Source organism: Planktothrix sp. FACHB-1365 (genome assembly GCF_014697575.1).
In the GTDB taxonomy this organism is placed as follows: Bacteria; Cyanobacteriota; Cyanobacteriia; order Cyanobacteriales; family Microcoleaceae; genus Planktothrix.
In genome coordinates, this window is record NZ_JACJSC010000005.1 from 19,870 (window position 1) to 39,817 (window position 19,948).

The window sequence follows — 19,948 nt, forward strand, 5'->3', positions numbered from 1 at the left end:
AAACAAGTTTTAGAATCTTTTCTATTGTCATTTACACCAACCTTACACTAACCTTACACCAACCTTACACAATTACACAAATTGTACACTTTAAATTATACATTAACTGGGGATCTAATTAATAAATAGCTATGGCAAATTTGGGGTGTAGAAAGAAATAGGACACTCCTATGATTAGCAGCGATAAAACTTCAATCATTCCTGATTTGTCAGAAGCACAAACCCCAACCGAAGCCAAAACCGAAGTTAAAAAAGGCGTTGTTGTACACCTGGGGTATGGGAATGTAGCTAAAGTCAAAACCCTACCCGCGTCATATAATCTGAAACTCCAAGGCGATATTGACCGAGATACACCGATTTTAATTGTCGATAACCCCAAACAATCCCTAACGGAATCTCAACTGCGGAATGATGTCAAAAACGAGTTAAAAGAAACTCAACCGGATACGATTTTAAATGAATATCTGCAACATCTCTATTATCTTGAGGGAGATATAACCGATGTGGAATTCATCAAAAACAAATTACTGCCTAAAATTGCAGAATTGGAAGAGAAATACAACTTATCCGGTCATCGCATCTATTATTTAGCCTTACCCCCCCAGTTTTTTAACGCCACCATTAAAGCGTTAGGCGAGGCGGGACTGTTCACTGACCGCACGAATAAAATTGTGGTGGAAAAACCAGTGGGTCAAGACCGAAAAACTGCCCAAGTCATTATTGATACCTCGCGTCAATATTGCTTACCTTCTCAGGTGTATTTCATTGACCACTATAACGGGAAAGAAAGCATCCGTAATATTTTATATTATCGGTTTGCCAACCCTTGGTTAGAAGCGATTTTGAATCGTCAATATATTGAGTATATTGAGATCAATCTCCCAGAAAATAACACCGTTGGTATCCGAAATTTCCCTGGCAGCTTTCCCGATATGGTTCCCAACCACGTTATGCAGATGTTGGCTTGGTTACTGATGGATGCACCTAATAGTTTAAACCCAGAAGATATTGCGGCTGCGAAAGCTAAATTATTATCTGCGACGGTCGTGGATGCAGATTCTTTAGTCTTAGGCAGTTATCAATCTGAAGGGAATCATCTCTATTGTGCGTTTAAAGCCTTTGTCAATAATTATCGTTGGGCGGGAGTTCCCATCTATAATCGCACAGGTAAAGCCTTATTTGGTAAAATTAACGAGGCGATTTTTCACTTAAAATCCATTCCCCCGGTGTTATTTGAAACTGCCAAACCTAATCAATTAACCTTCCGAATGCAGCCCCATGAAGGTATTTATTTCGATAACGAAATCAAGGAATTAGGATCAAATCAACTGGTCACAAAAACCTTGAGTTTACCCTACCAAAAAGCCTTCGGTAGTCCCAGTCGGGAAGCCTACGAACCCTTGATTTTAGAGTGCATGAAATCCGATCAAACCTGGTTCGTTTCAGCCGAAGAAATCTTAGCTTCCTGGGATGCAGTAGCCCCCATTATGGAACGCTTAAACGCCCCTGAAACCAACGGTCATGGATTAACCATTCATCACTATGAACGGGGTACAGACGGCCCTGATGCCGCCCAAGAAATCATGATTCGTGATGGTCGCCGATGGAGTGATTTATCCGAACGTCTGAACTGCTATCAATAAAATAGCTTCGCCTGTTGTTGGGCTTCAGCCTATCTTTCTAGGGACTCAAGCCCAACAACAAACTGTATTTTTTTGCTAATATTAGAGGTTGTGATTAAAAAGCATTAATACTGCGGAGGTAAAACATGGCAGTTTTACAGTTAGAAGACGGAACAACTTATACTCAACTCGATGAAATTCAGGGAGAATTAGCTTGTCTGAATATTCATTTAAACCATTGGTCTGTCGGTACAGATCCCGAATTAATTAAATTATTGAATAAACCTGCATTAAACGATGAAGAAAAAGAAGATGTTTTGCAAGGATTAGATCAATATTTTGAAGAATTAAAACAAAAAGCAGGTTATCAGTCCCGTGATTTAATTGTTCTTAACCCGGATACGCCTAACTTAGAAACATTATTAGCAAAATTTGAACAGTGCCATACTCATGCTGATAATGAAATCCGCTATATTGTTGATGGGGAAGGAGTTTTTGGTTTTGTCCGTCCCGATGGGAGTCAAGTTGAATTAACTGTTAAAGCTGAAGAATATGTTAATGTTCCTGCGAATACAGAACATTGGTTTTATTTAACAGAAACTCGGCGGATTAAAGCGGTTCGTTATTTCACCACAACAGAAGGTTGGGCTCCCGAATATACGAATACTGAAATTAGAATTTTTTCCAGAAGACCGAAAAAAACCTTAGCTTTGAATTAATTTGTACAGACGTTGAATTAATTTGTACAGACGTTGTATACAACGTCTCTACTGCAATGATAATAATTGCTAGAATAGAAAACCATGACCATTGAAGTAGATTATCGTTTTCCTCCTAATATTGATGCGTTGCGTCAGGCGAAAGTCATTGCTATTGGACAAACCGCAGGAACTTGGGACGAAAGATTTAGCCATCGTGAGGATAATTTGCGATCGCATTTAGCCCAAGTTATTAATGTTAAAACCGATGAACAAGGTTATAATATTGCAACGGTTGAATTCCCTGAAATTAACGTTGAAAATGATATTTCCAGCTTGTTAACCATGATTTTTGGCAAATATTCAATGGCTGGAGTCGGGAAAATAGTTGCGGTTAGACTCGATAATAATTATGGTCAGTTGCCTAAATTTGGGATAACCGGAATTCGTCAACAATTACAAGTGTTTGATCGTCCTTTAATTATGGCAATTTTTAAACCCGCTTTAGGACTATCAGCCCAGGATCATGCTGCTATTTTAGAACAAGTGGCAACGGCGGGATTAGATATTATTAAAGATGATGAAATTATGGGGGATTTAGACACAGCCCCCACACTAGAACGGTTAAGAGCTTGTCGCCCAATTTTAGACCGAATTAAACAACAAACAAATCGCACGGTTTTGTATGCAGTGAACGTCACCGGAAACGCCCAAACCCTATTAGAAAAAGCCCGAATTTTGGTTCAAGAAGGGGCAAATGCTTTGTTATTAAACGTTCTCACCTACGGTTTTTCGGTCTTAGAAGCCCTTGCCGCCGATCCAGAGGTGAATGTTCCCATTTTTGCCCATCCTGCCTTGGCGGGGGCGTTATGTGCCTCTGGTGATACGGGTTTTTCCTATTCCGTCGTCCTCGGAACATTGATGGCCCATGCTGGGGCGGATGCGGTGTTATATCCGGCCCATTATGGCAGTTTACCCTTTGATCCGGCTGAAGAAGGGAAAATTAGGGATATTTTGCGATCGCGGAACGTTTTTCCTGTCCCTTCGGCGGGAATTCACCCCGGAATTGTCCCCAAAGCTTTATCAGACTACGGAAATGATGTAATTTTGAATGCGGGTACGGGAATTATGGATCATCCTAATGGCCCTGGGTCGGGGGTTGAAGCCTTTTTTCAAGCCTTGAATCGATATCAACAACATCAACCTTTTGATATTAATCAAATACCTCCTAGTTCTTTGCGGCAAGCAATGGAAAAATGGGGATGAACGATCAATTCGTAATTCGTAATTCGTAATTCGTAATTCATCATGAACACCGATCCACGTCAATCTTTAATTCATGCGTCTCGCCAATTTTATCAACTCGGTTGGATGGCGGGAACGGCGGGAAATCTTTCGGCTAAAATGCCGGATAATAGTTTTTGGATTACTGCCAGTGGTAAACAAAAAGGTAAATTAGTTGCAGAAGATTTTGTGAGAATATCCTTAACGGGAGAAGTCTTAGAAAATCCCTCTCCTCAGAATAAACCTTCGGCAGAAACGAGTATTCATCAAGCGATTTATTCTTTATTTCCTGAAGCAACTGCTTGTTATCATGTTCATTCGGTAGAAGCAAAATTAGTGTCAAATTTTATTGATCATGAACAATTGCCGTTACCCCCCATTGAGATGTTAAAAGGCTTAGGAATTTGGGAAGAAAACCCTAAAGTTTATATGCCTGTTTTTGAGAATTATTTAGAGGTTCCTCGCATTGCTGAAAATATTATGCAACGGTTTAAACAAACAACCCCAGATGTTCCTGCATTATTAATTAGAAATCATGGGGTAACGGTTTGGGCTGCTTCCCCAGAAGCCGCAGAAAATCATGTTGAATTGGCTGAATATATCTTTCGTTATATTGTGGCAGCCCGTCAAGCGGGATTAAAATTTCAACATTGATTAATCTCAAGGGTTTGGTTTTTCAATACCCTATACCAGTAGGCAAAACTGTCTTTTACAAAGACAAATGCTCAAACCTATTTATAGGGCGAACTTTGTTTCTTTCTGTTCCCCGTTCCCTGTTCCCTGTTCCCTTCTATACATAAAAATAACCGGAATTTTCAATAAAATTTTTGCCCAATTGGAAATGCCAAATTTGGGTTTAATAGAAGTGGGTAAAGCCGAAAAATCGACGGGAACAAACCCAAAATGAGTATAAAAATTAGCCAAGTTTTGTCCTAGACATTCTAAATAGAGGGGTTTTGTGGATTCTTGAATTAAATGTTGAACTAAAATTGTCCCTAAACCTTGTTTTTGCCAACCTCGACTAACCACCAAACTCCCCAATTCTTCAACATCCGTAAACTGTCGCAGTTGTCCACAAGCTATAATTTGTTTATGGGATTCTATCACCCAAAATTGTTGCCAACGCAATTGAGTGGGATCAAGCAGAGCTTTTAAGACTAACAACAGAATTGCTATTCTATCCTGTGAAGTTGCTGGACGTAAAATACAGCCATCCGGTAAGCCAATATTGGGGGAATTTAGGTAAAGTTTTTCAGATGTCATAGAGGATTTTATTATGTGTGGACGTTTTAGTTTAACTTGTTCAGGAACAGCGATCGCTCAAACCTTTAATGTATCATCTGTTCCTGATTTTATCCCTCAATATAACATTGCTCCGGCTCAAAAAATTGCTACAATTAGATATAATTTAGAACAGCAAGAACAACAGTTTCAATTCATGCACTGGGGGTTAATTCCTCATTGGGCAAAAGATGAAAAAATTGGATACAAACTGATCAATGCTAGGGTAGAAACCGTTACGGAAAAACCGACATTTCGGCAAGCCATTCACTCCCAGAGATGTTTAATTTTAGCGGATGGGTTCTATGAATGGCAACATCAAGGTAAAACCAAACAACCTTATTATTTTCAGTTAGAGAATCATCAACCCTTTGGATTTGCAGGATTATGGGAACGTTGGAACAATCCCAACAAAGAAGAAATTGTTTCTTGTACAATTTTAACCCAAGCTGCTAATGAAACGGTTCGTCCCGTTCATGAACGAATGCCGATTATTTTATCTCCTACTGTTTATTCTCAATGGCTTGATCCTACTCTCAAAGATTCTGAAACTATTTTATCCTTAGTTCAACACAATCCTAGCTTAAAGGTTTATCCGGTGAGTTCTAAAGTTAATCGTGCAACCTATAATCAACCGGATTGTATTTTACCCCTTGATGAAGCCGTTGAAATATTATAATATTTCTGATTTTTCTATCCCCGATTATCTGAATTTAATTAGACGTGGATTCCTCCTCATCGGCCGTCCGTTGGGCGGTACTTTCCGGTCGCATTTGTACAAGGGGTTGATTGGGATTTTTGAGATCAAAATACATCATTTCACTTTTATCTAATTTTTGAGGAACATTTCTCATCCGATCAATTACTCGTAACTGTTCAGGAAATTTAGAACTATAGGGGCCGATATGAACTGTACCAATTTCTGTTTCCAGAATTAAATTATTGGGATCTTCCCAATTGATTTGCTGAATTTTCACAGGACTGCGAATTAGAGCTTGATAAACGGGCAACCAGTAGGGATGATATTGGTTAATATTTCCAATTACTTTCAAACTTGGTAATTGTTTCGATTTTTCTAATTCTGTATAGTTCTCCAACGGCATCCAATCCCCGGTCGCATCTAACCATCCAATTTGCTGATTATTTCTATTATCAGAAATGTTTGAGGTGGGATAAGCAACTGCAACAGGTTGTCGTTCTTGAATATTAATCATTAAACTCGGAGGAAATAACTGACGAGTCACATTAGCTGAGGCAATTTGTCCCCGTGATTCTAGGCTTTCTGCTAAGGCTTGGGGTTGAATTTTCCACAGGGATTCGGGATAGGATAGGGGCAATAAAGAGCGAACCATTTGATCCGATAACAGTTGATTTCCTTCAACTTTGATTTGTTCGGGTTGGCGAATAAACCAGATGGGTTGATTAATCAGCCAAAATAAACCTCCGGTCAAACTACTGACCGCCATAACTTGCCAAAGCACTTGAACTAATTTAATCCGCCGTTGACGTCGTAACTGCTGACGCCGACGTCCTAATTCATTCGTTGAAACAGATCCCAGATTGGTCATTGCTTGTCACCCATTTGCCAGGATTTCCACCTCACCACTCGTTTTTGATTCCCCATCATTTCAAGGTTTCGCAGATAATTTAACATATTCGCTCTGGCTCTGTCTGTGATCGGTTGGAGTTTAGCGATCGCTCTCTACCATTAGATTACAGGTCGATTTTCCGTATTAACTTGATTGTAATGTATTCTTAATCCTTATTTTATCTGTATTTTCACGCAGGAAATTATGATAAACCTTTCTGTATGTAACTGTCCCCTGTCCCCCCCGATGACTGATCCCCCTCATCCTAAAACTGGCTTGCTGTCGGTAAACTAAGAGTAAGAGTTAACCGTTAAATTGATACAGAGGTTAAGAGTCTAATTGTGATTGAGCTTGATTTAAGTAGATTCTATAAAGCGTGTAATCCCAGTAAGACCATTGACATGGCAAACCCGGAAGATCGAAAATATTACATCGATTTTTCATCTGTCCGAGGTAGTGATATCATCCGAGAATTGAGCCGAACTATTACTTTACTCTCCCATGATGAACCCACCTGTCAATTGTTTAGTGGTCATATAGGATGTGGGAAATCAACAGAATTATTTCGTCTTAAAGATTTGTTAGAGCGTCAGGACTATCATGTCGTTTATTTTGAATCTTCTCAAAATCTCGATATGGCAGATGTGGATATTAGCGATATTTTATTAATGATTGCTCGTCAGGTAAGTGAAAGTTTAGAAGCGGCTCAAATTCGTCTGAAACCGGGATATTTTGCTAACTTATTTACAGAAATTTCGGAGTTGATGCAAACGCCAATTCAACTATCTGGGGAGGCTGAATTATCCGTTGGAATTGCTAAAATTACGGCTAAAACTAAAGATTCTCCAAAATTACGGTCTCAGTTACGGCAATATTTAGAACCGCGCACCAGTAGTATTTTAGACGCGATTAATGATGAACTTTTAGGACGAGCTAATAGTGCGTTACAAGGGAAAGGAAAAAAAGGAATTGTCGTTATTGTAGATAATTTAGATCGGATTGATAGTTCTCCTAAACCTTGGGGAAGAACTCAACCGGAATATTTATTTGTAGATCGAGGTGAACAACTCAAACGTCTCAATTGTCATCTGGTTTTTACCATTCCCCTAACCTTAATGTTTTCTAATGATTATGATCGGCTTTCCAGTCGGTTTGGAGTCAAACCTAAAGTGTTACCGATGGTTCCAGTCCGTCTTCGGGATGGGATGCAAAATCCTAATGGCATGATAAAATTACAACAAATGGTTCTAGCACGAGCCTTTCCTGATCTGCCACCGGAAAATCGTTTATCTCAGATTTCTGTTTTATTTGATAGTCCTGAAACCCTAGATCGATTATGTTGGATTAGTGGGGGTCATATTCGACGTTTATTGATGTTGATGTACAGTTGTTTACAACAAGAAGATCCCCCTTTTACCCGTTCTTGTTTAGAGCAAGTTATTCAAGAATATCGAGATGATCTTTTAGGCGCAATTAACCATGAAGAATGGGAATTATTGTTAAGAGTGGTGAAAACTCAAAAAGTAACGGGAGAAGATGAATGTCAAACTTTACTGCGGAGTATGTTTGTTTTTGAGTATCGGGATCAAGACGGTCGCTGGTTTGGGATTAATCCTGCTTTAACTGAAAGTAGTCAATACAAATCCTTAGTAAATTCCCTCAGTAAAACGGCTTAAAATATGACTCTGGAAGAGGTAAATCCTCCCTACTGTTGTCTTGTTTGCTAACAAACAGATGTAAAAAAACAGAATACTTATTAAGCTGAAAACCTGTGATTAAAGCTCTGATTAGATCCCCCTAAATCCCCCTTAAAAAGGGGGACTTAGCTCTCCTGTTCCCCCCCTTTTTAAGGGGGGCTAGGGGGGATCATTGACTTGGGATCAGAGCAAGGGAATTCTGGTTTGATCAGTTCTTATTAGCGTTAAGTTATACAATTCATTTAGACTTCTGATCACCCTTGAGATAGAGTTTAGAAAGATGAAAATTAGCCTCAAACTTTGCTGTGGTTGTTTTCCTCCAGAAAAAGCCGATCCTGCTTTATGATTAAATAAATTCCAGAAGTCAGATCTTAAATATGGCTAAAATCGGTTTGCGAGGACGTTTATTTTTATCCCATCTATTAGTGATGTTAATTGGAGTCACATCCTTAGTGATTATTGGAAAAATATATTCTCCTCGGTTTTTTGTCAGTAATTTAGAACAACTTGAAGGCCCAGGATTTCGGTTACAATATATCCGCACTCGTCTAATAAAAGGCTTTGAAATCGCTTGGAACCGCAGCACCTTTTGGTCAGTTTTAGCGGGAACAACTGCCGCCGTAGGGCTGAGTTATTGGTTAACCCAACGCATTACTAAACCTCTCACCCAAATGGAAGAAATTACTCAGAAATTTGCCTCTGGAGAATGGTCAGAACGAATGTCTTTCAGCGATATTCCTGAGTTAAATCAATTGGCTCTGAGTTTTAATCAAATGGCTACCAGTTTACAAAATGTTGAGAAAGAACGAAGAGAATTGATTAGTGATTTAACCCATGAATTAAGAACTCCGTTAACCGTTGTTAGGGGATATTTGGAAGAAATAGCTGATGGTCATATTGAACCTTCTCCCTTAATTTATCAACAATTAGCGAAAGAAACCAAACGCTTAGAACGATTGGTTAATGATTTACAAGAGCTTTCAAAAGTTGAATCCGGCTATTTACCCATTCATCAAAAACCCGTTAATTTATATCCTTTATTAACATCTTTAGTCCAACGTTTTTCAGATCAACTCTTAGAAGAAGGGCCGACTCTTCAGTTAGATTCTAAACCTGATTCGCCGCTAGTATTAGCAGATGTAGACCGAACTGAACAAATTTTAGTTAATTTATTAGGCAATGCAATTCGTTATACGGAAACGGGAACTATTCTGGTTAAAACAGGTAATGATTTAAACTTTTTCTGGGTTGCTGTTATGGACACCGGAATTGGTATTTCTCCAGAAGATTTACCCCATGTTTTTGAACGGTTTTGGCGGGCTGATCGTTCTCGTTCTCGGCATTCAGGAGGAACGGGAATTGGGTTAGCAATTACTCGCCGTTTGGTGGAATTACAAGGGGGAAAAATTTTCGTTTCCAGTCGTTTAGGGGAAGGCAGTACCTTTCAATTTTGCCTTCCCTTAGCTAAATAATTTGTTGATAAAGCGGGGTTTATTTTTTCCCCATTAACCAATAGGTTCGCATTTCGCCTTTCCCTTTAATTAAAATTATCCCCCGTTCTTCAAATAAATAGTTGTCTTGAAGTTTTTGATAGGTGGTTTGACTAACTTGAATTTGTCCTGATAAACCATGAGATTCCATGCGGGAGGCAATATTAACGGCATCTCCCCATAAATCATAACTGAATTTTTTTAATCCAATCACTCCAGCAACAACGGGCCCTGTATTAATCCCAATTCTAAGGTTTAATAATTGATTATCTTGTTGGCGAAATTGTTGAATAACAGATTGCATTTCTAATGCCATTTCTGCGATCGCTTCTGCATGATCAAATCGAGGTGTGGGGATACCACCTACGACCATATAAGCGTCTCCAATGGTTTTAATTTTTTCTAACTGATATTTATCTGCCAAACGATCAAATTCAGAAAAAATTTCGTTCAAAAACGTTACAATTTGTGTAGGAGAATGACGAGAAGCCATTCCTGTAAAATCCGTTAGATCGGCAAATAAAATCGTCGTTTCTTCAAATCGATCAGCGATACAACCTTGATCTTTTTTGAGCTTTTCAGCAATGGCAAAGGGTAAAATATTCAGTAATAATTGCTCGGATTTATCTTTTTCTAACCGCAAAGCTACTTCTGCTCGATTCCGTTCTAAGGTGGCTTGATAAATTTGATCAAACATAGTTTTAAAAGCGTCAATCACATCACCAAGTTCATCCTTTATTTGAATAGATTGGGAATAAAATTTCGGTGCAGGCTGATTATTAATGATAGCTTTTCCCGCTTCCATTAAATCTAATCGTAGTTTCAAAATCGGGATAATAACAGTTTTTCCTACAACAAATAAAGTCGTTGAGGTGACAAAAATAGAAATAATTAAAACTAACCCAGCAATTCTTAAAATATAAGCGTAAATATCAGCAGGGATGCTGGAAGCATCATGACGAATAATTACAAGATATTTATTTTTGATCAGAAGTGTATTACAAGCAACATCATAGCGATCGCCATGTTTTTGACGCAAATATAATGATTCACCTTTCATCGCCTGGGCAAAGGTTAGAAGGGGAGGTTCACCAAATTCACCGATTAATTCTCCGGTATTTCGATAAACAGCACCGCCTAAAATTTCAGGATTCAAATAATGTAAATGACTTAACTGTTGTAGAAGTTCAGCATCAGATTGATAAGGATAGGTTTCAATCATCCAGGCAATTTTACCCGCCGACATTGTAGGTAAGCGTTTCAACAATTCCTGCTGACGTTGATACACTGAAGGAATTAGAATTAAAACCTCGACAAACACCAAACTCAAAAATACCCAAAGTGTGATGGTTCGAGAAAGTCGAGCATTTAGAAGTTTAAAAAATAATTTAAGTTGCTCAGACATAAATTGATTCCTCCTTTAAATATCTGTTTTAGATCAACAGGCAAATTGATAAATTTCCGGCTAATTCATTATTTTGTCGGCTCTCTTTTAAACGAATTATTAACCATAATTTTAGTTGGCTTTATTGCCAATTTAAGGTACAATTAATCTATCACTGCAAAAATGCCTAATTTGTACCCTCTGGAGTTAAATATTACTATCCCAAAAACTCACATTCCCCAAGAATGATCCAATGTTAAGACAGATTTAGTTAAAATCAGGATAATTTAACTTGAAATTATTTGTCAGCTATCGGGTTGTTAACTGTTGAGAGTTGACCGTTAACACACAACAGACACCCGACAACAGACACCCGACAACAAAATCAATATAACTAAGGTTAATCAATGACAATGGAGCCAAATTCATCCTCTTCTCATTCCCAAGGGGTTCAGGAGAACCCTGAAAGCCTTAATGGTGGGGTGCTTCAACCACACGATCCCCCCCCAACGGAGGAAATACAACTGAATTCTGGGGAATCTTGGGAGATCGAAACCCGAAACTCAGTTTTAGAGGATCATCCAAGTCATTTCTCAGGTTCAGTCCTGGTGTTATCAGCAATGGCGTTGATGATTTTAGGGCTAGGAATTGATAATATTACTTTGGGATATGTCAGCGCCATAGCAACATTGGCGATTTCCCTACGCTTACTCTGGTCAGGTTGGGGTAAAGTTTGGACAACTTTAATTCCAGCAAGCTGGCGGAGTTTAATTATTGCTTGTTTTGGAATTTTAGGCTCTTTAATTGGGTTAGTTATTTTTAGTAATGCTAACACTGAAAATGAAGTTAGTAATATTACAATTAATTGGGATGCGATTGGTGCTTTAGGAGATTTAGGAGGAGCATTAGGACAAATTTTAATTGCGATTCTGGCTGTTTATGTAGCTTGGCGACAGTATATTATTTCCAGAGATTTAACGATTCAACAAAACCGAATTACACAACAACAAACGATTGATGCTTATTTTCAAGGGGTGTCAGATTTAGCATTAGGAGAACAAGGATTATTAGAAGATTGGCCCCAAGAACGAGTAATTGCAGAAGGACGAACCTCTGCTATTATTAAAAGTGTAGATGCAGAAGGAAAAGCTAAAATTCTGCGGTTTTTATCCCAAGCCAAATTAATTACTCCGTTACAACGCGATCGCCATCTCGGACGTCCGATGTTAGATGGAAATGGCAATTATGCAGAAGATCGAGATTATGGGGTGCGAGTGATTGATTTAGGGGCGATGTTAGCGGGTGCAGATTTATCCCAAACCGACCTCCGACGCACGGATCTCAGTGATGCGAATTTAGTCAAAGCTAATTTAACGGGATGTGATTTAGTTCGCACTAATTTAGCGAGATCTATTCTCTATGAAGCCAATTTATCTTATACAAATTTGCGTGCTGTCAGATTTTTTTATGGTTCTCCAGAAACAGCTTCTCCTCGCAGTAAGACATTAATTCCTAATTTTACTACGGGAGAACATACAGGGGCTGTGGTTGAAAATGCCGATTTTACTGGAGTCGAGAATTTATCAGAAGAAAGTCGCTATTATTGTTGTGCCTGGTGTGGTTCTAAATCTCGAAAAACCATCCCCGGAGGTTGCGAAGGAATTCCCAATAAATTAGACCGATAAAGGGGTTTCGGGTTTAAGGTGTTAAAGATCATCATTGGGATAGCGATTTACTTTTTATTGATTTTTTCTAAAAACACTTCAACAATTTCACTAGACATTAAAGCAAAGGTTAATAACAGTTCAATGAATAGGAATAAAGGAAGTAAAATAACTTGAATTAGCCAAAGTAAAATTTTCTGAGCTTGTTTCATTTGAGTTTGAGCAACCATCATTCGCAGCGCCCGAACTAAAATTCGGGTTAAGCGGATTCTATAACTCATTTTTAAGTCTTTAACTTTAGGGTTATCAAACTGAATCTGACCCGAATCAAAAATTTTGTTTAAGGTTGAAATTGAACTGTTAGTATCAATTTCTGAAAAGTTTAAATGTAGCCAAGTCAAACCACAAAGCCTTCCTAAAATAAAATCTTGTTGTCGATATTTTTTATCAAAAAATCCCCCGAAAGCATTAAGAAAATCTGATGCTAATAGTTCATCAACGTCCGTTGGTTTTTCGACCATAGGCGTTTTAAACAAGTAGCGGAATTTTTGATAAAGATGTTCTAATTCATTTCGGGTTTCTAAATTTTCAATCCCGGAAATTTGATTCAGAATTAAAGGTGTAATCGGAGATAACTGGATATGATGATAGGGAATCGCTTTTTCTAAGTCAGCTTTAATCTGAGAAATTGTCTCCCCAGATGAAGTTTCTGACAAAGTTTCTAAATGGGATAATATTTTGTCTTTATAATCTACTTGTTCATTAATTTGAACAATCTGTTTTAACTGCATCGCATCCTGTTGAATAGACGGAATTTTTAATCCACCAAACAACAAATCAAATAGATTAAAATTGTTCTTTTTCAAGCTAGGTTTACTATCTAAACTTTCTAAAGAATAGGGAGAAACATAAACATAAAGTCGCTGCTCTCGTTCGGTTTTGACTCTGCGGTTAAATTCATGGCTAAATTTGATAAATTCTCGACCTTCATCTTGAATTAAATATTCAGAATTAGGTAAAGAACTTAATTGAATACGAGCTTCTAAATCAATGGCTTTTAAAATCGGTAAATTATCTAAAATTCCACCATCACTATACCAAAAATTAAGTTGTTCTCCATTCCCCTCTGGATAAAACATTGGTAAAGCTGAATCTAGTTTTTTATCACCGGAATCAGAGCAAATTTTAAAGTAAGCTGGACTGAGATTTTTTAAGTTATAACTTTTAATACTAGACGCATCTTGAACCGGAGGAAAAGCTAAGGGAAACGCCCCGGAAATCAAGCTGGTATCAATCACTTTTTCCCAGATTCTTTGTAGGCGTTCCCCGCTACGATTTAATTCAGAATGAAACAAAAAACGACGATTTTCTGCATGGTTAATCGCAGGAATACCCGAATAATTTCGACATTGGTTTTCATAAGTGACTAATAACCCTTGTAAATTCGTAACGGTCATGACTAAGGCTAAGGGTTGATGAACTTTGAGTTGTTCCGTATTTTCACTAATTAAACTAGCAATATTTTTAATCCCTTTTTGAGATAATAAACTGTTATTTTGACTGTTTAATAAATCCTTGAGTGCTTGACGATAATCTTCAATCGCAAAAACCGTATCAATATCTTTCATATCAGCCCGTTCTACCCAAGCTTTTTCTAAAAGGTTTTGGGATTCATAGTCACTATCAGGAATCTCTCGATTTAATAAATAATAAGCCGTAATTGCTCCCGTCATCGCTCCTGCAGACGCACCTGTAATCAAATCAATTAACAATGGAGAATTTTCTTTTCTTGCTTGTCTTACTAATTCAAAACACACCCCAGCCATATAAGCTCCGAGTGCAATTCCTCCCGATAAATTTAGGGAAATGGGACGAGGGTTAGCAGAAGAATTCGTTAATACCATAACAACTCATTGAGGATCACAAATATAAGAAAAGCACTGTTGAATACTTTAATAGAAAAACTTAAAAAAGTCAAGGATTACCGAAAAGAAAAGGATAAATTGAGATAGTTTTAATCTCTAATAGCATTCTCTGAGTCCCTATCAATTAAGGGCAATGTAAAATAAAAAATGCTTCCCTGGTTTAAAACACTTTCAGCCCAAATTAATCCCCCGTGTTGTTCCACAACGCTTTTACAGATTGCTAAACCCAGTCCGCTCCCTTGTTTCTGACGGGAGCCAGACATATCAATTTGTTGAAATCGTTCAAAAATAATTTCTAATTTGTCCGTCGGAATCCCCCGTCCTTGATCTTTGATGGTAAATAGAAGACAGGGGAAAGATATTTTAGACTGAAAGGATAAAGGAAATCTTTCAGGGGTTTCAATCACTTCTGCGGATAAATAAACGGTTGTATGAGGAGGTGAAAATTTGATTGCATTGTTGACTAAATTTGTCAGGGTTAAATTGATTGCATAGGGATCGGCCCAAAATTGAATTGAAACCGGATCAACGTTCAATGAGACTTCAGACTGATCGGCAAAACTCTGGACATCATGAATAGCCTCTTGCATTAAATCAGAAGCAATACAAAGGTTTTTATTCAGGATAAACCGACCCGAATTCAGACGTTGGATATTGAGAATATCGTTAACCAATTGCATCATTCGCTCGGTTCCTTTCAAGGCTAATTCCAGCATTTGTTTAACTTTTTCGGGCTGTTGATCAAACGTTCCTCGCAGAATCAAATCGAGGGGGCCGTGAATCATAATCAGGGGATTTCGTAATTCATGACTCGCAAAAGAAATAAAATTTTCTTTCATTTCTTCAATACTAAGCCGTTCAGTAATATCTTTAAACGTGATCACCGCTCCAACAATTTTTCCCTTTTCTAATACAGGGGTACTCATATATTCTACGGGAAAGCAAGAACCGTCTTTTCGTTGGAATTCTGACTCAGAACTGTAATGAACAGAGCCATCTTTTAAGGAAGCACAAATGGGACAGAGCGAATCACTCTCGTCATTTGTTTTGAAGTCAGGATGGAGGATCAAGCATTCTTGTTTTCCAATCACTTCTTCCAGGGTATAGCCCAACATTTGGGTAGCGGCGGGATTCAGAAAGGTGGTTTGACCTTGAGGATCTACACCGTAAATTCCCTCACCCACGGAATCAAGAATTAATTGATGATGATGATTAATTCGACGGATTTCCTGTTCTTTTTCTTGCAAAGCTTGGTTGGCGATTCGGAGTTGTTCGGCTCGATATTTAAGTTCAGTTGTTTTATTGAATAAATCAATAAAAACCGAGACTTTGGCGAGGAGAATTTCAGGAATAATCGGCTTTAATAAATAATCCACGGCTCCCACAGAATAACCTTTTAAAACATATCTTTCGTCGCGGTTAATCGCCGTGATAAACAGAATAGGAGTGTGACAGGTTGCCGGACGAGAATGAATAATTGTAGCGAGATCAAATCCGTCCATGGTTGGCATCTGCACATCTAATAAAATTACAGCAAACTCCTGTTGTAGCAAATGCTTTAAAGCTTCCTCCCCAGAACTTGCCTTGACGATATTGTGTCCCAAGGGTGCTAATGTCTCTGCAATTGCCATCAGATTAGCGGGACGATCATCTACGATCAGAATATTGACTTGAGAAGTGTTGTTCATAAAAACCTCACGGTACGGAACCGTCCGCCTGCAACTCTCAACCGTTCACCGTTCTAACACCGGAGCAGAACCCGCAAGAGTGAGAGAAGTTGCTGAATATCAACGGGTTTAGGAATATAGTCTGACGCTCCTGCTTCTAAGCATTTTTGGCGATCGCCTTGCATGGCTTTAGCCGTCAGAGCAATAATAGGTAGCCGTTGGAAGGACTCCATCTGCCGGATCGTTTGAATCGTTTCATAACCATCCATTTCCGGCATCATGATATCCATCAACACCACATCAATATCAGGGGTACTTTGCAGCATCGCAATGCCATTGCGACCATTATCAGCATAGATCACTTTCAACTGAAATGACTCCAACATACTGGTGAGGGCAAAAACATTTCGGACATCATCATCGACAATCAAGATTTTCTTACCGCGCAACTCAGGAGCTTGCTGCTGTAACTGTCTGACTAATTGTTGCTGGTTCGCAGAAAGCCGATCAATGGGTTGATGCAAAATCAGTGCTATTTTATCGAATAGACTGGGGAGTCCCAACTCATCTTTTAACACCACTAGGGCGTGAGCCTGTTGTAAGATTACTGTTTGTCGATCCGAAAGGTCGGGATGAGCATAAGCGATGATCGGCAAATCATCAAAACGGGGATTTTTAGCGAATTCTTGGCGGATGTATTGAATTAAGCTAATGCCATCCATGTCCGTTAGATTCAAATCCACAATCAGACAATCATAAGGCTGGGCTTGTAGTAAATTTAAGGCTTCTGTCCCAGTATTAATCGCCGTGATCTGGAGATTTTGATTACTAATTAAATCAATAATTTGTTGCTGTTGGTTAATATCAGGTGTCACCAATAACAGATTCCGAGGGTCTTGTTTAAGAGAAGCCTGAATTCGGGCAAAGACCTCCAGTAACTTTTCATTGCTAATGGGTTTTTGCCAAAAGGATGCCACGCCTTGTCGCAAACCGTGATGATGATCATCCTGGGTTACGGTGATAATATGAACCGGAATATGTCGGGTGGTGAGGTTATGCTTCAGGTGGTCAAGAACAACCCAACCGTCAAGGATAGGCATAGCAATGTCGAGGATAATCGCATCCGGTTTGTATTGGTGTGCTAGTCTTAACCCGATTTCTCCATGAGCCGCAACTAACATTTTAAAGCCTTGGCTGTGTCCGAACTCCACCACAATTTGACTGAAAACTGTGTCATCTTCAATGACTAATAAGATGCGATCGCCTGCCACAATCTGATCCCGATCATCCAACAGCGAACTCGAATTGAGAACGGGTTCTAAAGGGGAAGTATGGGTTGTCGATGAATGCAATGGAGCTATCTCAGGGACGGGCTGGAGTGTGGGTTCTTGATAACTTTGGGGTAGATAAAGCGTGAAGACGCTCCCCTTTCCGAACTGACTCGCCAGGGTGATTTTACCCCCCAGTAATCGTGTAATCTCGCGGCTAATGGACAAACCCAACCCTGTGCCCCCATACTTGCGGGAAGTGGTGCCATCAGCCTGCTGAAAGGCTTCAAAGATGACTTTTTGTTTACTGGCTTCAATTCCAACACCCGTATCGCTAACGGTAAAGGCAATCACCTGTTTTGATTGGTTGAGGGTTTCGAGATCCATTCCCCATCCCTGAGTCACGGGTGCTACAGATAATCGAACTTCTCCCTGTTCTGTAAATTTAAAGGCATTGGAGAGCAGGTTTTTTAGAATTTGCTGAAGTCGTTTGACATCGGTATAAATCGTTCGGGGTAAATCCGAATGGAAATCGACGATGAATTTTAAGTGACGTTCTTGGGCGATCTGGCTAAAGGTACGCTCAATAAAGTTCTTTAGTTCGGATAAGGGTAAATGTTCTTGCTGGATGGATATTGTTCCAGATTCTATTTTTGCTAGGTCAAGAATATCATTAATTAAGGCTAATAAATCTGTTCCGGCTGAATGAATAGTTTCGGCATATTCAACTTGTTTTTCATTCAAGCTACCATCAGGATTTTGACTCAATAATCGAGCTAATAATAGTAAGCTATTCAGAGGAGTTCGCAACTCATGGGACATATTTGCTAGAAACTCAGATTTGTATTTAGAGGTGAGCGCCAGTTGAGTTGCTTTTTCTTCTATTGCTAATCGAGCCAGATCGATTTCTCGATTCTTGCGTTCTACTTCTTCATTTTGATTGGAGAGTAATTTGGCTTTATCTTGTAATTCTTCGTTGGTTTTTTGCAGTTCCTCTTGTTGGTTTTTCAACAGTTCTTCTGAGGTCTGTAAGGATTTGGCTTTTTGTTCGAGTTGTTTATTGGTTTCGGTGAGTTCTTTCTGTTGGCTCTGCAATTCTTCCGTTAAAGATTGAGATTGTTTGAGCAGTTCTTCGGTTCGCATTCCCGCCGCAATGGTATTTAAAACAATCCCAATACTTTCAGTGAGTTGATCTAAAAAGGTCAAATGAATTTCACTAAATCGATCAAAAGATGCCAGTTCCGTAACTGCGGTGACTTGTCCTTCAAATAGAATCGGTAATACAACCACATTTAAGGGCGGTGCTTCCCCTAAACCCGAACTAATCGTAATATAGTCACGGGGAACGCGAGACAGTAAGATGCGCTCTTTTTCTAAGGCACATTGACCGACTAAGCCTTCTCCTAAATGAAATCGATTAGCTAAATGTTGCCGTTCATTAAAAGCGTAGGTACTGAGAAGTTTCAGGTACGCGCTCGATCCTGACGCATCCATGAGATAAAACACACCATGTTGGGCGGACACCAGAGGAGCCAATTCGGAGAGAATTAATTTGGATACGGTTTCTAAATCTCGTTGTCCCTGCAACATTCGGGTAAACTTGGCTAAATTCGTCTTCAGCCAGTCTTGTTCGGTGTTCTTCTGGGTTGTTTCGCGGAGGTTGGCAATCATCTGGTTGATGTTGTCTTTCAAGACAGCCACTTCACCTTGAGTATCAACCGCAATTGATCGGGTTAAGTCACCTCTGGTAACTGCGATCGCAACTTCCGCAATGGCTCGGACTTGGGTGGTTAAATTCGCGGCCAGTTCGTTCACATTGTCGGTTAAATCGCGCCACGTCCCCGACGCTCCAGGAACTTTCGCCTGACCGCCTAATTTCCCTTCAATACCCACCTCACGGGCCACCGATGTTACCTGATCGGCAAACGTGGCCAAGGTATCGATCATCTCGTTAATCGTATCTGCGAGGGTTTCAATTTCTCCCTTGGCTTCTAAAACCAGTTTGCGTTTCAAATCCCCGTTAGCTACGGAGGTAACAATTCGCGCAATCCCCCGCACCTGGGCTGTTAAATTACTTGCCATCAAGTTGACGGAATCAGTTAAGTCTTTCCAGGTGCCTGCGACTCCTCTTACCTGTGCCTGTCCCCCCAGTTTTCCTTCCGTACCTACTTCTTTGGCAACCCTTGAGCCACTCCCCGCGATAAATCAGCGGGGATTCAGGCTAAGAATTAGAGTTAACTTTTCGCTCTTTAATAGCTATCTGGTTAACTGTTCCCAGCTTCATGCAGAACTGCTCTGAGGGTGAATGACTCAGCCTACTTTCGGACGCACCTAATTGTTCGCAGTTTATCTGAAATACCTTCCATGCCTGCATTAAGA

Annotated in this window: 14 protein-coding genes; 8 read left to right on the forward strand and 6 right to left on the reverse strand. The window is 39.4% G+C overall.

Annotated elements, in window-relative coordinates; translation table 11 throughout:
* Window positions 1–170: 170 nt before the first annotated feature.
* The 4 genes from H6G57_RS08730 to mtnB all read left to right on the forward strand — a co-directional run bounded on the left by H6G57_RS08730 (window position 171) and on the right by mtnB (window position 4,258).
* Window positions 171–1,643 (forward strand): hypothetical protein, encoded by a 1,473-nt coding sequence (locus H6G57_RS08730; RefSeq protein ID WP_190517729.1) that lies wholly within the window; start codon window positions 171–173, stop codon window positions 1,641–1,643.
* A gap of 125 nt (window positions 1,644–1,768) precedes the next feature.
* On the forward strand, window positions 1,769–2,341 hold the full coding sequence (locus tag H6G57_RS08735) for an acireductone dioxygenase (RefSeq protein WP_190517731.1): 573 nt from the start codon (window positions 1,769–1,771) through the stop codon (window positions 2,339–2,341).
* Window positions 2,342–2,425: 84 nt separating this feature from the next.
* On the forward strand, window positions 2,426–3,586 hold the full coding sequence (locus H6G57_RS08740; RefSeq protein WP_190517733.1) for a RuBisCO large subunit C-terminal-like domain-containing protein: 1,161 nt from the start codon (window positions 2,426–2,428) through the stop codon (window positions 3,584–3,586).
* A gap of 42 nt (window positions 3,587–3,628) precedes the next feature.
* Window positions 3,629–4,258 carry a methylthioribulose 1-phosphate dehydratase gene (mtnB, locus tag H6G57_RS08745; RefSeq protein WP_190517734.1) on the forward strand — a complete coding sequence of 210 codons (630 nt, stop codon included), beginning with the start codon at window positions 3,629–3,631 and terminating at the stop codon, window positions 4,256–4,258.
* Window positions 4,259–4,339: 81 nt separating this feature from the next.
* Here mtnB and H6G57_RS08750 read toward each other — a convergent pair whose 3' ends face one another.
* Window positions 4,340–4,867 (reverse strand): GNAT family N-acetyltransferase, encoded by a 528-nt coding sequence (locus tag H6G57_RS08750; RefSeq protein WP_190517736.1) that lies wholly within the window; start codon window positions 4,865–4,867, stop codon window positions 4,340–4,342.
* Window positions 4,868–4,880: 13 nt separating this feature from the next.
* On the opposite strand from H6G57_RS08750, the gene H6G57_RS08755 reads away from it, so the two are divergent.
* Window positions 4,881–5,564 carry an SOS response-associated peptidase gene (locus H6G57_RS08755; RefSeq protein WP_190517738.1) on the forward strand — a complete coding sequence of 228 codons (684 nt, stop codon included), beginning with the start codon at window positions 4,881–4,883 and terminating at the stop codon, window positions 5,562–5,564.
* 34 nt (window positions 5,565–5,598) lie between these two features.
* Here the strand turns inward: H6G57_RS08755 and H6G57_RS08760 are convergent, their stop codons facing one another.
* The gene (locus H6G57_RS08760) at window positions 5,599–6,453 is read right to left on the reverse strand and encodes a cell division protein FtsQ/DivIB (RefSeq protein WP_190517740.1); all 855 of its coding nucleotides are present in this window, start codon (window positions 6,451–6,453) and stop codon (window positions 5,599–5,601) included.
* A 422-nt stretch (window positions 6,454–6,875) separates the two neighbouring features.
* Here H6G57_RS08760 and H6G57_RS08765 point away from each other — a divergent pair, with 422 nt between their 5' ends.
* Window positions 6,876–8,150 carry a P-loop NTPase fold protein gene (locus H6G57_RS08765; protein ID WP_190518060.1) on the forward strand — a complete coding sequence of 425 codons (1,275 nt, stop codon included), beginning with the start codon at window positions 6,876–6,878 and terminating at the stop codon, window positions 8,148–8,150.
* A gap of 398 nt (window positions 8,151–8,548) precedes the next feature.
* Window positions 8,549–9,643 carry a cell wall metabolism sensor histidine kinase WalK gene (locus tag H6G57_RS08770; RefSeq protein WP_190517741.1) on the forward strand — a complete coding sequence of 365 codons (1,095 nt, stop codon included), beginning with the start codon at window positions 8,549–8,551 and terminating at the stop codon, window positions 9,641–9,643.
* Between the two features lie 19 nt (window positions 9,644–9,662).
* Here H6G57_RS08770 and H6G57_RS08775 read toward each other — a convergent pair whose 3' ends face one another.
* A complete protein-coding gene (locus H6G57_RS08775; protein WP_190517743.1) occupies window positions 9,663–11,066 on the reverse strand; it encodes an adenylate/guanylate cyclase domain-containing protein in 1,404 nt (467 codons plus the stop codon).
* Between the two features lie 386 nt (window positions 11,067–11,452).
* On the opposite strand from H6G57_RS08775, the gene H6G57_RS08780 reads away from it, so the two are divergent.
* Window positions 11,453–12,730, forward strand: coding sequence for a pentapeptide repeat-containing protein (locus H6G57_RS08780; RefSeq protein ID WP_190517745.1), 1,278 nt, complete (start codon window positions 11,453–11,455; stop codon window positions 12,728–12,730).
* 47 nt (window positions 12,731–12,777) lie between these two features.
* Here the strand turns inward: H6G57_RS08780 and H6G57_RS08785 are convergent, their stop codons facing one another.
* The 3 genes from H6G57_RS08785 to H6G57_RS08795 all read right to left on the reverse strand — a co-directional run bounded on the left by H6G57_RS08785 (window position 12,778) and on the right by H6G57_RS08795 (window position 19,771).
* Window positions 12,778–14,613, reverse strand: coding sequence for a patatin-like phospholipase family protein (locus H6G57_RS08785; RefSeq protein ID WP_190517746.1), 1,836 nt, complete (start codon window positions 14,611–14,613; stop codon window positions 12,778–12,780).
* A 110-nt stretch (window positions 14,614–14,723) separates the two neighbouring features.
* Window positions 14,724–16,322: a response regulator gene (locus H6G57_RS08790; protein ID WP_190517748.1), complete on the reverse strand. Its 1,599-nt coding sequence runs from the start codon at window positions 16,320–16,322 to the stop codon at window positions 14,724–14,726.
* A gap of 53 nt (window positions 16,323–16,375) precedes the next feature.
* Window positions 16,376–19,771, reverse strand: coding sequence for a response regulator (locus H6G57_RS08795; protein ID WP_190518062.1), 3,396 nt, complete (start codon window positions 19,769–19,771; stop codon window positions 16,376–16,378).
* Window positions 19,772–19,948 lie beyond the last annotated feature (177 nt).

Excerpts from the sequence above, each read along its gene's own strand:
- H6G57_RS08730 (WP_190517729.1), top strand. The coding sequence starts at position 171 with ATGATTAGCAGCGATAAAACTTCAATCATTCCTGATTTGTCAGAAGCA.
- H6G57_RS08735 (WP_190517731.1), top strand. The coding sequence starts at position 1,769 with ATGGCAGTTTTACAGTTAGAAGACGGAACAACTTATACTCAACTCGAT.
- H6G57_RS08740 (WP_190517733.1), top strand. The coding sequence starts at position 2,426 with ATGACCATTGAAGTAGATTATCGTTTTCCTCCTAATATTGATGCGTTG.
- mtnB (WP_190517734.1), top strand. The coding sequence starts at position 3,629 with ATGAACACCGATCCACGTCAATCTTTAATTCATGCGTCTCGCCAATTT.
- H6G57_RS08750 (WP_190517736.1), bottom strand. The coding sequence starts at position 4,867 with ATGACATCTGAAAAACTTTACCTAAATTCCCCCAATATTGGCTTACCG.
- H6G57_RS08755 (WP_190517738.1), top strand. The coding sequence starts at position 4,881 with ATGTGTGGACGTTTTAGTTTAACTTGTTCAGGAACAGCGATCGCTCAA.
- H6G57_RS08760 (WP_190517740.1), bottom strand. The coding sequence starts at position 6,453 with ATGACCAATCTGGGATCTGTTTCAACGAATGAATTAGGACGTCGGCGT.
- H6G57_RS08765 (WP_190518060.1), top strand. The coding sequence starts at position 6,876 with ATGGCAAACCCGGAAGATCGAAAATATTACATCGATTTTTCATCTGTC.
- H6G57_RS08770 (WP_190517741.1), top strand. The coding sequence starts at position 8,549 with ATGGCTAAAATCGGTTTGCGAGGACGTTTATTTTTATCCCATCTATTA.
- H6G57_RS08775 (WP_190517743.1), bottom strand. The coding sequence starts at position 11,066 with ATGTCTGAGCAACTTAAATTATTTTTTAAACTTCTAAATGCTCGACTT.
- H6G57_RS08780 (WP_190517745.1), top strand. The coding sequence starts at position 11,453 with ATGACAATGGAGCCAAATTCATCCTCTTCTCATTCCCAAGGGGTTCAG.
- H6G57_RS08785 (WP_190517746.1), bottom strand. The coding sequence starts at position 14,613 with ATGGTATTAACGAATTCTTCTGCTAACCCTCGTCCCATTTCCCTAAAT.
- H6G57_RS08790 (WP_190517748.1), bottom strand. The coding sequence starts at position 16,322 with ATGAACAACACTTCTCAAGTCAATATTCTGATCGTAGATGATCGTCCC.